The organism is Thalassospira sp. HF15, assembly GCF_011806525.1.
In the GTDB taxonomy this organism is placed as follows: Bacteria; Pseudomonadota; Alphaproteobacteria; order Rhodospirillales; family Thalassospiraceae; genus Thalassospira.
Genome location: NZ_JAAVKI010000005.1, coordinates 62,514 through 75,918, shown reverse-complemented (window position 1 = coordinate 75,918; position 13,405 = coordinate 62,514). Strand labels below are relative to the sequence as shown.

Here is a 13,405-nt window from a genome sequence, read left to right as displayed (position 1 = left end):
GGAATTTGGAGGCAGATATGAGCAAACAAGCATCCCTGGGCCGTCGCCTGCGACTTGGCATGGTGGGTGGCGGTCAGGGGGCCTTTATCGGGGCCGTTCATCGTATCGCTGCACGGCTTGATGATCGCTATGAACTGGTGGCAGGCGCGCTTTCATCAAAGCCCGATGTCGCGGCCGCATCAGCAGCCGAGCTGTTTATTGATCCTGATCGCAGCTATGCCAGTTTTGAAGATATGGCCAAACAGGAAGCGGCACGCGATGACGGCATTGATGTGTGCGCGATTGTTACACCCAACCACCTGCATTTCCCCGCGGCCATGGCGATGCTGGATGCCGGTATTCACGTGATTTGCGACAAGCCGCTTTGCATGACGGTTGATGAAGCCGAAAAGATCGCGGCCAAGGTCCAGGAAACCGGATTGTTGTTTGCCCTGACCCATAACTACACGGCCTATCCGATGGTGCGCGAGGCGCGCCAGATGGTGGCGGATGGCAAACTTGGCGATATCCGGCTGGTTCAGGTTGAATATCCGCAAGGCTGGATGGCCACAAGGGTCGAAGATACCGATAACAAGCAGGCCAGTTGGCGTGCCGACCCGACCAAGGCCGGCATGGGCGGGGCGCTTGGCGATATTGGTACCCATGCCCATAACCTTGCGAATTTCGTATCCGGCATGACGCCGAGCGAAATTTGCGCCGATGTCGATGCCATCGTTGAGGGCCGCAAGCTTGATGACAATGTGCAGGTCCTGATGCGCTATGAAAATGGCGCACGCGGGATGCTTTGGGCAAGTCAGGTGGCAATTGGTCACGAAAATGGCCTTCGTCTGCGGATCTATGGTGACAAGGGCGGGCTTGAATGGGCGCAGGAGCATCCAAACCACATGCATTTCCGCCCGCTTGACGGGCGCCCTGAACTGATCACCCGTGCAGGACCGGGCAATTCAGACGCGGGTCAGCATGGTGTTCGGGTTCCGGCAGGTCACCCGGAAGGGTACCTTGAAGGCTTTGCCTGCCTTTATACCGACTTTGCCGACCAACTGGTCGCGCATCTGTGTGGTGATAAGGCCGATGCGGCAGCACAGCCTGTGCCGGGTGTCAAAGAAGGCCTTGAAGGCATGAAATTTGTTGAAGCCGTCGTGCGTTCGGGCCGGGACGGGGCCGTTTGGGTTAAAATGTGATCATTCCTCATGTTCGGGAAATCTGGGGATTCCCGGAGGTGAGGAATCGCCATTGAAACGTGTTCTTCCCGACCGGCGTTATGTCGGCATAGAGCCACAGCCTTTCAGGTTGTGGCTCTTTTTTTTTGAGTTCAGCCGATTCTTGCCAGCAAACAGCGCATAAATATGCCCGGTGTGATGCTTTTTGCATTTGGAGCGGCATTGGGGAACCGCAAGGTTTGCGCAAATTTAAATCATTAAAATCAATAAGTTGAATATTCTTTGATGCGAATTTGCGCAACCTAGAGCACCCTGTGGTTTTCCACGAAGTGAAAAAGAGTTGCCTCTTGGTTGATCGCCTATTGCTGGATTTTCCGTATAGGTGTTTCCTAGGATTATAAAAAATAAGACTACTTTCAGGGAATTCACCGGGAGCGTCCGCATGCCCGAGAAGCCAAAGCTTTTGATAACGCGACGATTGCGTGATGCCGTACAGGCGCGCGCGGCGCGGGACTATCACGTCGTGACCAACGATGATGACCACGTTTTCACGCGCGCGGAACTGATCGAAAAGTGCGGGCAAGTTGATGCTGTCCTGCCGTGCCACTCTGAACATTTTTCGGCCGATGTCATCGCCGAACTCCCCAAAAGCCTCAAGATTATCGCCAATCATTCCGTCGGGGTTGATCATGTCGATCTGACAGCGGCCAAGGAGGCCGGGATCGTTGTGACCAACACGCCTGATGTGCTGTCGGATGCCACGGCCGAGATTGCCATGCTGTGCATGCTCGGTGCGTCGCGTCGCGGGGCCGAGGGGGATGCGATGGTCCGGGCTGGCAAATGGGATTTCTGGTCGCCAGCCTTCATGGTCGGGCGTCAGGTGACCGGCAAGCGGTTTGGCGTATTGGGCATGGGCCGGGTTGGGCAGGTTGCGGCCGAACGCGCACGTGGGTTTGGCATGGAAGTGCACTATCACAACCGCAAGCCACTGCCAGATCATCTGGCCAAGGGCGCAATTTTCCACGAAACCATCGAAGACCTGTTTGCCCATTCCGACGTGTTGTCACTGCATTGCCCGTCAACGCCCGAAACAAAGGGCATCATCAACAGCAAGACAATTGCGATGCTGCCGGATCGCGCGATCCTTGTGAATACCGCGCGCGGCAACCTTGTTGACGAGGATGCGCTGGTTTCCGCCCTTGAAAGCGGCAAGCTGTTTGCGGCAGGCCTTGATGTGTTTTGCAATGAACCCGGCGGAAATCAACGGATTAGCGCGTTGAATAACGTCTTTTTGTTACCACATATAGGCTCTGCCACAGAAGAAACGCGCGATGCCATGGGCTTTCGCGCGCTCGATAACCTTGATGCCTATTTTCAAGGAAAAGAACCCGGTGACCGGGTGGCGTAGAAGGCGGGAGAACCGCCGGAATAAAGTTCGTTCAAGTCTTTAATAACAAAATGCGTACCGTTTTTAGGGGTCCCGGAACGGGCCAAGCGCATCAAAAATGGTCTTGAATACCAAGATCAGGGGCCTTTGAAGGCTGACAGTTACCGATTGTTTCCCCGTCAATGGTTGGCGGCAAACAGCGGTATATCTGGGAGGAAAAATGGAAATGAAGACCAAATCTGAAGACGTGAAGTCCAAGGAAGTATCCCGTCGTTCGTTCCTGACCAAAGGGGCGACCGGGGTGGTTGCTGGCGGTGCTGCGGCAACCGGTATGTTTGCGGCACCGGCTGTTCACGCGCAGCCTGCACCGATGGTTCTGAAAATGCAGACCTCTTGGCCGTCATCGGACATCTGGATGACGTTTGCCCAGCAGTATGTTGACCGTGTTGAATCCATGTCGGGTGGTCGCCTGAAAATCGACCTTCTGCCCGCAGGTGCTGTTGTTGCCGCCTTCCAGGTTCTTGATGGTGTTAATGACGGCGTGATTGATATTGCCCATTCCGTGCCGGTTTACTGGTACGGCAAAAACAAGGCTGCATCGCTATTTGGGACCGGTCCGGTGTTTGGTGGTTCTGCAACCACCATGCTGAGCTGGTTCTATGCCGGTGGCGGTGAAGAGTTCTATCGCGAGCTGACCCAGGATGTGATGGGTCTGGACGTGGTCGGTCTTCTTGGCTTCCCGATGCCAGCACAGCCGTTCGGCTGGTTCAAGGAAGAGGTCAACACTGTCGCCGATATCGAAGGCTTCAAATACCGCACGGTGGGTCTGGCAGCAGACCTTCTGCAGTCGATGGGCATGTCGGTCGCACAGCTTCCGGGTGGCGAGATTGTGCCGGCAATGGAACGTGGCGTGATTGACGCGTTTGAATTCAACAACCCGTCTTCTGACATGCGCTTTGGCGCGCAGGATGTTGCGAAGAACTACTATCTGTCTTCGTACCATCAGGCATCGGAAAGCTTCGAGTTCCTGTTCAACAAATCCCTGATGGAAGACCTTGAGCCGGATCTGCAGGCGATCCTGCGTCACTCTGTCGAGGCGGCGTCGACTTCGAACACGGCCCTTGCGATGGATAACTATTCCTCGGATCTGCAGAAACTGCAGGATGAGGGCGTTGAAGTGCACCGGACCTCGAAAGAGATCCTGGCCGCACAGCTTGAAGCCTGGGACAAACTGATCCCGACGCTTGAAGAAGATCCGTTCATGAAACGGGTTCTTGATAGCCAGCGTGCCTGGGTCGAACGTGTGACCTTCTACGAACTGATGAACTCACCTGATTATCAGCTCGCTTATGATCACTACTTCCCGGGCAAACTGAAACTCTGATCCCCGGTTCGGGTTTTTCAGTGTTTCGATGATCCTGACTGCTCCGTTGGCCTGATCGCAGCCTTCGGAGCAGTCAATACGCGAACGGACAGGATTTCATGATTGGATTTATTGAATTCGCGGACAAGCTTTCGGCCTGGTTTGGCAAGGGCTTTGGCTGGCTGATTATCCTCATGACGCTCGGCATGAGCTATGAGGTGGCGTCGCGATACCTATTTAATGCGCCAACCACATGGTCGCTGGATGTGTCCTTCATCATGTATGGCACGCTGTTCATGATGGGTGGGGCCTATACCCTGTCGCGTGGCGGGCATGTCCGCGGCGATTTCCTTTATCGCCTCTGGAAGCCCAGAACCCAGGCCAAGGTGGATCTGGTTCTTTATATCTTTTTCTTCTTCCCGGGTGTTACCGCCCTGATCCTGTCGGGTTGGAAATATGCCGCCCGTTCGTGGGGTTATGGGGAAGTTAGCGTGAACAGCCCGGCGGGTGTTCCGATCTTTCAATTCAAGGCGGTGATTGTCGCAGCCGGTATTCTTCTGTTCATCCAGGGCATCGCACAGGTGATGCGCTGCATTTTGTGTATCCGCGAAGGGTACTGGCGCAATGCAGATGATGACGTTGAAGAAACCGAAGAACTGCTGATCAAACAACGCGTGGCCAAGGAAGACTGATCCGATGACGATCAAGATCACCATGCCATACGCGATACACGCCCCCGAACGGAGCAGCCAAAGTGATTGACGCACATGTCGCCCTGATGATGCTGGGCATCTTTATCTTACTGGTATTCCTCGGTTTTCCGGTTGCCTTTACCCTGATGGCGCTGGGGATCGGGTTTGGCTATTACGCCTATTTCGATGCCGGCCGCATGTGGCGGGCCTTTAACCGGCTGGCTGAGGACAGCGATACCCTGACATCCGCGATAACATGGTTCGAAGGGGCGTTTAACAACCGAATATTCGATCTGTTTATCAACCAGACATACACGGTGATGTCGAACGAAGTTCTGACCGCCGTGCCGCTGTTCCTGTTCATGGGCTATATCGTTGAACGCGCCAATATCGTCAACCGGCTGTTCTCGACGCTTAATATTGCTGCGCGCAACATTCCGGGGTCGCTTGGGGTTGCGGCCCTGATTACCTGTGCGCTGTTTGCGACTGCGACCGGGATTGTTGGCGCGGTTGTGACCCTGATGGGGATGCTGGCCCTGCCGGCGATGTTAAAGGCGCGCTATGACAAAAGCTTTGCCTCAGGCATCATTTGTGCGGGCGGGACACTTGGTATTCTGATCCCGCCATCGATCATGCTGATTGTGTATGCCGCCGCATCGGGTGTTTCGATCGTGCGGCTTTATGCTGGCGCTTTGTTGCCGGGTCTGACGCTTGTGGGCTTGTATCTTTTGTATGTCATGGGGCGTGCGATGCTGCAGCCCAAGGCAGCCCCGCGCCCGACCAAGGATGAAGTACCGGAAGTTCCATTGCCAAAAGTGCTTTGGATGTTGGCGACATCGTTCTTCCCACTGGCTTTCCTTATCCTTGCAGTTCTCGGATCGATCCTGTTTGGTCTGGCAACCCCGACCGAGGCGGCATCGATTGGTGCGCTGGGCGGGATGGTTCTGGCCGCGGCCTATCGGGCGTTGACCTTTGATCGCCTGCGTGAGTCGGTTTATCTGACGGTGCGGACATCGGCGATGGTGTGCTGGCTGTTTGTCGGGTCCTACACCTTCTCGTCAGTATTCTCCTACCTTGGTGGGGAACATGTGATTGCCGAGTTCGTCGGTGGCTTGGACCTGACACCGCTGCAGTTCCTGTTGTTGGCACAGTTGATCATCTTCCTGCTCGGCTGGCCGCTGGAATGGTCGGAGATCATCATCATCTTTGTTCCGATCTTCCTGCCGTTGTTGCCGCTGTTTGATATTGATCCGCTGTTCTTTGGTATTCTGGTCGCATTGAACCTGCAGACATCGTTCCTGACGCCACCCATGGCCATGTCGGCCTATTACCTTAAGGGGGTGGCGCCCAGCGGGATATTGCTGACCGATATCTTCAAGGGGATCATGCCATTCCTGTTCATGGTGATCGTCAGCATGGTTCTGATGTACAGCTTCCCGCAAATCGTGTTCCATTTGCCTGATCTGTTCTATGGCGCACGCTAGGGGAAGAATGTGATGAGTAGTATCAACCCGTTACTGACACTTGATGTTGTCGAACTGCGCGACCGCCTTGCCAGCGGGGCGGTGCGCGCGGTTGAATATGTCGAGGCCTGCCTGGCACGCATTGCCGAAGTCGAACCCCAGGTTCAGGCATGGGCGTGGCTTGACAGTGATCATGCGATTGCACAGGCGCGTGCCCTTGATGCCAGACGGCAATCAGGCGCCCCGATTGGTCCGCTGCATGGACTTCCGGTGGGTCTGAAAGACGTCATCGATACCGCCAAAATCCCGACCGAAAACGGGACCGTCCTTGATAAGGGGCGTGTGCCCGACGAGGACGCGGTTCTGGTATCGCGGCTTAAGGCGGCAGGGGCGATTATCATGGGAAAGACGGTTTCGACCGAACTTGCCTTCATGCATCCGTCCAAGACCCATAATCCGCACAACCCGGACCACACCCCGGGGGGATCATCGGCCGGATCGGCAGCTGCCGTTGCCGCGGCGATGGTGCCGCTTGCGGTGGGGACGCAAACCGGTGGGTCGGTTATTCGCCCGGCGTCATTTTGCGGGGTGGTTGGTTTCAAGCCGACGTTTGGTGCAATCGCCCGTACCGGGGTTCTCAGTCAAAGCCCGACGCTTGATACCATCGGTGTTTTCGCCAACTCGGTTACCGGGGCGGCGATGGTGGCCGAAAGCCTGTTTGGCTATGACGCGGGTGATCCGGCGACAAGCCCAAGCCCGACGCCACGATTGGTCGATGTTGCCAAAAGCGATCCGTTGGTCACCCCGATGTTTGCCTTTGTCCGGCCGCCGCAATTTGACGAGGTGGCAGACGAGGAAACCGTTGCGGCGTTTCGCGAAATTACTGAAATGCTCGGCGATCAATGCTTCGAGGCCCCTTTGCCAAAGGCGTTCGAAGATGCCAATGCCCTGCGGGCCCGGATCAACTTTGCCGAAATGGCCAAGGATTATTACGGCTATGAAAAGCGCGGTCGGGATCAGCTGTCGCCGGAAATTTGTGATGCCATCGACAAAGGCAATGACGTCAAGGCGCGTGACTATCTGGCTGCCCTTGACTGGCGCAAGGTGCTGAATGCCGGGCTCGACGAAGTGTTTAATCGCTGTGATGCGATCATCACCCCTGCCGCCACGGGCCCGGCACCAGCCAACCTTCAGACGACCGGCAACCCGATCTTTAACGGGCTTTGGACGTTCTGCGGCACGCCGGCTGTGACCATTCCGCTTTTATGGTCGCAAAACGGCATGCCAATGGGCGTACAGCTTGTTGGTCGGGTTGGCGACGATGCACGGTTGATGCGGACCGCGAACTGGTTGAAATCACATCTTAACAGTCAGGAGAACGCATAATGGAAAACAGTCTTTTGAACCGTGCCATGGCACTTCTGGCTTTTGCCGTTCTTGTTGGATTTGTCGGCATTCTTGTGGGCTATGTTACCCGCTTTGACCTTGCGGTCATGGTGGCGCTGACGGTGGGGCTTGCCGGATGGGATATGTGGCATGTCGCCATGGGCCACAAGGAAGACAAACACTGATCCAAAGGGGGATAACTCTCTCTGGATGCAAGCCAAACTTCGGGGCAGGAAGTATATCCTGCCCCGTTTTTTTGTCTGTTGCCGGTTTTGACGGTTACTTGCGTTCTGGCGGGGCGACCAGATTTTCGATTGGCGGAATCGGCGTGGTTTTGACCTTTTTGGTGACGATATAGGTGAAATACCGGTCGATGCCGATATTGGACACCAAAAGGCCATCGATCATGCGCTGATAGGCATCAACGTCATGACAGAGCACCTTGATCATGTAGTCCACCCCGCCGCCCAGCGCGTAGCATTCGACGATTTCGGGGATATCCTGAACGGCGCGTTCAAAAATCTGGAAATCGTCATGCTGGTGATGACGGAGCGTGATTTCGGTCAGAACCAGTGTTGGTTTGACCAGCTTTTCCAGATTGATATGGGCGTGATAGCCCGAAATGACGCCAAGATCTTCGAGGCGTTTGAGCCGTTCCCAACACGGGCTTGGCGAAAGGTTCACCGCCTCGGCCAGTTTGACCTTGGTGATGCGCCCTTCGCGTTGCAGGGTTTTGAGGATTTTCAGATCCAGCTCATCAAGCCTGATCATGTTCAGAGCACCTCGGCAATCACAATCAGACAGTCACCGGTTTTGATCAGGCCCTGGAAGTGACGGCACGATACGATGCCCGCGCGTGGGGCATAATATTCGCGCGGCGGGGTGCCGGTGCGTTCAACATCATAGATGCGCGCAATCAGATCACCCTTTTCAACCCGATCCCCCAGATCGACGCAGGGCTCGTACAGGCCGCTGGCCTCGGATGCGATAAAGCAGGTGTCGTCGGGCATATCGAGCATGATCGTCCCGGTCGGGGAGGGTTCAAGTTCACCGCCAAGGATACCGGCATGGATCAGGATGTTGCGCACACCGCGATCCGCAATTGCAACACGTTCGGCGGTGGTCGAACCACCCCCACCAAGTTCGGTGGTGACAAAGGTTTTGCCAGCTTCTTCGACGACGGTGTCAAACATGCCGACCGCATCGAGTTCGAGCATCATCATCGAATAAGGCGCGCCGAATGCCTTCATGGCCGCGACACAGCGGGCTTCCTGTTCCTTGTCGGGCAGGACGTGAACGGCTGAGAACGGAATGAAATCAAGCGTCTTGCCGCCGGAATGGATATCAAGGACGATATCGGCTTCGGGCACGAGATAGCGGAAAATGTAATCGGCAATCTTTTGCGTGACCGTGCCATCGGGCTTGCCCGGGAACGACCGGTTCATGTTGCCCGCATCAATCGGCGAGGTCCGCGATGCATTGCGAAACGCCGGATAGTTCATGGCCGGTAGAATGATCACACGGCCATTGATCTCCCCGGCCGAGAGCGATTCTGCCAGTTTGAACAGCGAGACCAGGCCTTCATATTCATCGCCATGGTTGCCACCGGTCAAAAGGGCCGTCGGGCCATTGCCATTGCGAATGACAGTGATCGGGATCATCACGGCCCCCCACGCGGAATCATCGCGCGAATAGGGAAGCTTCAAAAAGCCGTGGTGGATGCCATCCTGATCAAGCGGGATCGTCGGGCTGATGGGTGATGGTTTTGTCATGGTCGTATCCTTAAAAAGCCTGACTTCGCGACCGTCGTCGTCAGGCTGTGGCGTGTGGTAGCGCACGCCATGACTGTTATGTCATGACGTGCGGAACGGTTTTGTGGGTCAGTTTTTGACAAACAGCTGACGGGGATAACTGGTCAGGGTTTTCGACCCGGTTTCGGTGATCATCATGCTTTCGGTGATCTCGATCCCCCAGTCATCGAACCACAGGCCCGGCATGAAGTGGAATGTCATGCCCGGTTCCAAAACGGTGCGGTCACCCGGACGCAAACTCATGGTGCGTTCGCCCCAGTCTGGCGGATAGGAAAGCCCGATCGGATAGCCACAGCGGCTGTCCTTTTCGATGCCGTATTTCTGCAAGACCCCAAAGAAGGCATTGGCGATATCTTCGCAGACATTGCCCGGTTTGGCCGCTTCAAGACCGGCCTGAAGACCTTCGATCAGGGCACTTTCAGCATCAAGGAACCGCTGGTCCGGATCGCCAAGATAGATCGTGCGTGACAGCGGCGCGTGGTAGCGGCGGAAACAGCCGGCAATTTCAAAGAAGGTCCCGGCATCTGCCGGAATGGGTTTTTCATCCCAGGTCAGGTGCGGGGCGCTGGCATCCTGGCCAGACGGCAGAAGCGGCACAATCGCCGGATAGTCACCCCCAATCCCGTCCACACCGGCGATGCCGGTACGGAAGATTTCCGCCACCAGTTCGTTCTTTTTCATGCCCGGTTCGACGATTTCAAAAATGCGCTCATGCATGTTTTCGACAATGCGGGCCGCCTGGCGCATATAGAAAATCTCGGTCTCGGATTTTACGGCACGCTGCCAGTTTACAAGGGCTGTGGCGTCGGAAAACTTGGCATCAGGCAAATGCGTCTGGAGCTGGAGAAACGCCTTGGCCGAGAAATAGTAGTTATCCATTTCAACACCAATGCGACGCGTCGCCCAGCCGCGATGTTCAATCACCTCGGCAAGGTAGTCCATCGGGTGATGGGTGGTCGATTGCACATAGTAATCCGCATACGGGATGATGCGGTCATGTGGCATATAGACCGTACGTTTCGCCCCGTTGGCATCCTGCGAACGCCCGAACCAGATCGGGTCATCTTCTATCGGTACCAGCACACATTGATGGACATAGAACGACCAGCCGTCATAGCCGGTCAGCCAGGCCATATTTGACGGATCGGTCACGATCAGAAGATCGATGCCCTTTTCCACCATGGCTTTTTTGGTTTTCTCCAGGCGTTCGGCGTATTCCTCACGCGTGAAATTCAGTTCTACCTGGCTCATCGCAGGCCTCCAGATAAAGGCGGGGTTTCAGCTACCTGACCCATTTTCCTTTTGTTGTTACGAATTAATCTCGACCCCTGCACCGGCTGCATCGCAGCGGTGACGGGCGAGGGTGGCGATTGCGGTGTCCTGGACACCGGTTCCGGTCAAATCACAAACCGTAATCTGACCCGCAGAAGTTCTGCCGGTCAAGGATTTGGCGATGATCTGGCCGAGTTCGGGCAATGTCGCGTCTGAGGACACAATACCGGCATCCATGGCGTGATGCAGTTCGCCAAGGATACACGTCTGCGCCTGACTGTCGCTGACATAAAGATCAGCCTGCCCGATCAGGGCAGGATCAATTTCGTTTTTGTGTTCTGCGTCTGATCCCATCGCGGTCACATGGGTCCCCGGCTGGACCCAGTCGGCCATGAGGACCGGTTCGCGCGCAGGCGTCGTGGTGACGATAATGTCGGCATTGCTTGCCGCATCCTTGCCATCATCGGTCGCGGTCACCGGAATGCCCAGTTCAAGGGATGCCTTTTTCGCGCATTCTTCGGCCTTGGCGATATCGCGCGCCCAGATGGTGGCGGATGTAATGTCGCGCACCAGTGTCAGTGCCTTGAGCTGCAGGCGTGCCTGAACACCGGCGCCAAAGACAGCGGCATGTTTGGCATCTTCGCGGGCCAGATGTTTGGCGGCAACGCCACCGGCCGCAGCCGTGCGCACATCGGTCAGATAGCCGTTATCGAGCAAGACGGCCTCAAGCAGGCCGGTCTTTGATGAAAACAGGTTCATCAAACCGTTGACCGATGGCAGACCGAGTTTGGGATTGTCAAAGAAGCCCGGGCTGATCTTGATCGCGAAGCTGTCGATGCCCGGGACATAAGCGGTTTTGACATCGACCTCGCCATTATATTCGTCAATATCCAGACGCAGGATCGGCGGCATGCGGACATCCTGTGTGGCAAGGGCCTTGAATGCGCCTTCGACGCAGTCAATGGCATCCATGTCCAGATCAATGACCTTGCGCAGGTCGGTTTCGGTCAGAATTCTGATCGTGGGCATCGGGTTACTCCGCCATCAGGTCGACGTCTTCGCCGCCGACAATGCGTTTATGCAGGTCCATGTCGATATTGCAGCCGGTCGCCAGCACCACGGTGCGGCCCGGATTGTCAACCAGACCGGCACGAAGGGCCGCAATACCCACGGCACCGGACCCCTCGACCACCTGTTGATCATCAAGGTATGCCGCCCGGATGCCATCGGCGATCTGGGCTTCGTTGACCAGCACGAAATCGTCGGTCAGATCGCCGCACATATCAAATGTGTACTGGTTGTTTTCACCAATACCGCCACCAAGGCTGTCTGCCAGTGTTGGCAGTTCCTTGACCGCGGTTGGTTTGCCTTCCTGCAGACTGGTGATCATCGCACAGCCACGTTCCATGGTGATCCCAACGACCCGGATCATCGGATTGACTGATTTCGCAACCAGCGCCACACCAGCCAGCAACCCGCCGCCGGACAAGGGCACCAACAAGGTGTCCACTTCGGGAAGGGCTTCGATGATTTCAAGACCAAGGGTGCCTTGACCGGCAATGACATCAGCATGGTCAAAGGGCGGCAGCATGATCATGCCTTCTTCTTTGACCAGTCTGTCGACTTCATGCTGGGCTTCGTCCTGTGACTGGCCGATGATGCGGACCTCGGCCCCCTGAGCGCGGATGCCATCGACCTTGTTTTGCGGGACCAGTTCGGACATGCAGATGACGGACCGGACCCCGGCATTGCGCGCCGCATAAGCCAGCGCCCGGCCATAGTTGCCCGTGGAAACGCCAACCACACCTTTGGCCTTTTCTTCTTCGCTCAGACGCAGCACGGCATTGGCCGCCCCGCGCAGCTTGAAGCTGCCGGTATATTGTTGCTGTTCGCATTTGAGCCACACCGGGCTGCCGACACGGTCTGTCAGGCTTGCTGACGGGCGGAGCGGTGTGTGAATGACATGATCCGCAATGTTTTTACGGGCAGAAAGAACATCAGCAAATGTGATGGGGTCTTTCATGGGACCTCGACTTCGTTCGTTGGTTGCGGAGCCTGATCAAACAGGGTGCCAAACCCCGTGATCGGCTTTTTGTACTCAATCAGTTTTAATGCGTGCCAGACAAGGGCCTGATTGCTTGTGATCACAGGCTTTTGAAGTCGGCGTTCGGCCTCATGGATGATTTCGGCTGACCGGATGGCTGTGCAGGATATAAACACCGCATCTGCATCAGGCGTGTCGACCTTAAGCGCGCCCTGCAGAATGGCCTCGGGCGGCAAGGCGGTCATGTCAAAATCATTATCAAGGCCAAAGCCCATCACGCGGGTGACATCAAACCCCTTGGCGGAAAACTCATCGGCGACGGATTTCGTCACATCGGGAACATACGGGGTCAGGATGGCAATTTTTTGCGCCCCGACGGCACGGAGAGCCATTTCACTGGCCAGAAGCGGATTGGTGACCTTTGTGCCTGGCATGCCTTCATTGATAAGGGCTGCGATCTTGTCTGATCCGGTAACAGCGGTGCCTGATGTGCAGCCAAAAATGGCAACGTCGACGCCATATCCCGGCAACAGGGTTTTGGCCGCGCGCGGCAGGTCGGCTGCCATCGATTGCAGGTTTTCAACCGTGACCGGATTGGCGTTTTCAATGCGCGTGGTGAACAGGCGCAGGTCACCCGGCAGGATGGCGCGCAGGTCATCCTCGCTGTTGAAATCGGTTGCCAGCGTGATCAGGCCGATCCGCCCTGCCGGTCCAACAGGGGCAGGAGAATACGGCACATCTACCGGCTCTGGCGTGACCGCACGGGATACGGACATCATCCTGAACTCCAGAAGGCGGGTCGTCCCGATAAATCCTGGGACGACCCC

General features: G+C 56.2%; 13 protein-coding genes. 7 read left to right on the top strand and 6 right to left on the bottom strand.

Annotated elements, in window-relative coordinates:
- The first annotated feature begins 17 nt into the window (after positions 1-17).
- The 7 genes from HED22_RS12320 to HED22_RS12290 all read left to right on the top strand — a co-directional run bounded on the left by HED22_RS12320 (position 18) and on the right by HED22_RS12290 (position 7,636).
- Complete coding sequence (locus HED22_RS12320; protein WP_167722601.1) at positions 18-1,181, top strand: Gfo/Idh/MocA family protein; 1,164 nt, start codon at positions 18-20, stop codon at positions 1,179-1,181.
- A gap of 421 nt (positions 1,182-1,602) precedes the next feature.
- On the top strand, positions 1,603-2,568 hold the full coding sequence (locus HED22_RS12315; protein WP_167722598.1) for a D-glycerate dehydrogenase: 966 nt from the start codon (positions 1,603-1,605) through the stop codon (positions 2,566-2,568).
- 205 nt (positions 2,569-2,773) lie between these two features.
- Positions 2,774-3,931 carry a TRAP transporter substrate-binding protein gene (locus tag HED22_RS12310; RefSeq protein ID WP_167722595.1) on the top strand — a complete coding sequence of 386 codons (1,158 nt, stop codon included), beginning with the start codon at positions 2,774-2,776 and terminating at the stop codon, positions 3,929-3,931.
- Between the two features lie 98 nt (positions 3,932-4,029).
- Positions 4,030-4,602 carry a TRAP transporter small permease subunit gene (locus HED22_RS12305; RefSeq protein ID WP_167722592.1) on the top strand — a complete coding sequence of 191 codons (573 nt, stop codon included), beginning with the start codon at positions 4,030-4,032 and terminating at the stop codon, positions 4,600-4,602.
- Between the two features lie 62 nt (positions 4,603-4,664).
- On the top strand, positions 4,665-6,086 hold the full coding sequence (locus HED22_RS12300; RefSeq protein ID WP_167722589.1) for a TRAP transporter large permease subunit: 1,422 nt from the start codon (positions 4,665-4,667) through the stop codon (positions 6,084-6,086).
- Positions 6,087-6,098: 12 nt separating this feature from the next.
- Complete coding sequence (locus tag HED22_RS12295) at positions 6,099-7,451, top strand: amidase (protein WP_167722587.1); 1,353 nt, start codon at positions 6,099-6,101, stop codon at positions 7,449-7,451.
- A complete protein-coding gene (locus HED22_RS12290) occupies positions 7,451-7,636 on the top strand; it encodes a hypothetical protein (protein ID WP_167722585.1) in 186 nt (61 codons plus the stop codon). The genes HED22_RS12295 and HED22_RS12290 overlap by 1 nt, the downstream gene beginning before the upstream one ends.
- A gap of 94 nt (positions 7,637-7,730) precedes the next feature.
- Here the strand turns inward: HED22_RS12290 and HED22_RS12285 are convergent, their stop codons facing one another.
- The 6 genes from HED22_RS12285 to HED22_RS12260 all read right to left on the bottom strand — a co-directional run bounded on the left by HED22_RS12285 (position 7,731) and on the right by HED22_RS12260 (position 13,357).
- A complete protein-coding gene (locus HED22_RS12285) occupies positions 7,731-8,222 on the bottom strand; it encodes an Lrp/AsnC family transcriptional regulator (RefSeq protein WP_167722582.1) in 492 nt (163 codons plus the stop codon).
- A gap of 2 nt (positions 8,223-8,224) precedes the next feature.
- Positions 8,225-9,223, bottom strand: a complete 999-nt coding sequence (gene doeB, locus HED22_RS12280) for a N(2)-acetyl-L-2,4-diaminobutanoate deacetylase DoeB (RefSeq protein WP_167722579.1) — start codon at positions 9,221-9,223, stop codon at positions 8,225-8,227.
- A gap of 108 nt (positions 9,224-9,331) precedes the next feature.
- Positions 9,332-10,513 carry an ectoine hydrolase DoeA gene (gene doeA, locus HED22_RS12275; protein ID WP_167722576.1) on the bottom strand — a complete coding sequence of 394 codons (1,182 nt, stop codon included), beginning with the start codon at positions 10,511-10,513 and terminating at the stop codon, positions 9,332-9,334.
- Between the two features lie 57 nt (positions 10,514-10,570).
- Positions 10,571-11,563: an ectoine utilization protein EutC gene (gene eutC / locus HED22_RS12270; protein WP_167722573.1), complete on the bottom strand. Its 993-nt coding sequence runs from the start codon at positions 11,561-11,563 to the stop codon at positions 10,571-10,573.
- Between the two features lie 4 nt (positions 11,564-11,567).
- The gene (gene eutB / locus HED22_RS12265) at positions 11,568-12,557 is read right to left on the bottom strand and encodes a hydroxyectoine utilization dehydratase EutB (protein ID WP_167722570.1); all 990 of its coding nucleotides are present in this window, start codon (positions 12,555-12,557) and stop codon (positions 11,568-11,570) included.
- Positions 12,554-13,357 (bottom strand): aspartate/glutamate racemase family protein, encoded by an 804-nt coding sequence (locus HED22_RS12260; protein WP_167722567.1) that lies wholly within the window; start codon positions 13,355-13,357, stop codon positions 12,554-12,556. Before HED22_RS12260 ends, eutB begins: the two co-directional genes overlap by 4 nt.
- Positions 13,358-13,405 lie beyond the last annotated feature (48 nt).

Excerpts from the sequence above, each read along its gene's own strand:
- HED22_RS12290 (WP_167722585.1), top strand. The coding sequence starts at position 7,451 with ATGGAAAACAGTCTTTTGAACCGTGCCATGGCACTTCTGGCTTTTGCC.
- eutB (WP_167722570.1), bottom strand. The coding sequence starts at position 12,557 with ATGAAAGACCCCATCACATTTGCTGATGTTCTTTCTGCCCGTAAAAAC.
- HED22_RS12260 (WP_167722567.1), bottom strand. The coding sequence starts at position 13,357 with ATGATGTCCGTATCCCGTGCGGTCACGCCAGAGCCGGTAGATGTGCCG.
- HED22_RS12315 (WP_167722598.1), top strand. The coding sequence starts at position 1,603 with ATGCCCGAGAAGCCAAAGCTTTTGATAACGCGACGATTGCGTGATGCC.
- HED22_RS12305 (WP_167722592.1), top strand. The coding sequence starts at position 4,030 with ATGATTGGATTTATTGAATTCGCGGACAAGCTTTCGGCCTGGTTTGGC.
- HED22_RS12310 (WP_167722595.1), top strand. The coding sequence starts at position 2,774 with ATGAAGACCAAATCTGAAGACGTGAAGTCCAAGGAAGTATCCCGTCGT.
- eutC (WP_167722573.1), bottom strand. The coding sequence starts at position 11,563 with ATGCCCACGATCAGAATTCTGACCGAAACCGACCTGCGCAAGGTCATT.
- doeB (WP_167722579.1), bottom strand. The coding sequence starts at position 9,223 with ATGACAAAACCATCACCCATCAGCCCGACGATCCCGCTTGATCAGGAT.
- HED22_RS12285 (WP_167722582.1), bottom strand. The coding sequence starts at position 8,222 with ATGATCAGGCTTGATGAGCTGGATCTGAAAATCCTCAAAACCCTGCAA.
- doeA (WP_167722576.1), bottom strand. The coding sequence starts at position 10,513 with ATGAGCCAGGTAGAACTGAATTTCACGCGTGAGGAATACGCCGAACGC.
- HED22_RS12320 (WP_167722601.1), top strand. The coding sequence starts at position 18 with ATGAGCAAACAAGCATCCCTGGGCCGTCGCCTGCGACTTGGCATGGTG.
- HED22_RS12295 (WP_167722587.1), top strand. The coding sequence starts at position 6,099 with ATGAGTAGTATCAACCCGTTACTGACACTTGATGTTGTCGAACTGCGC.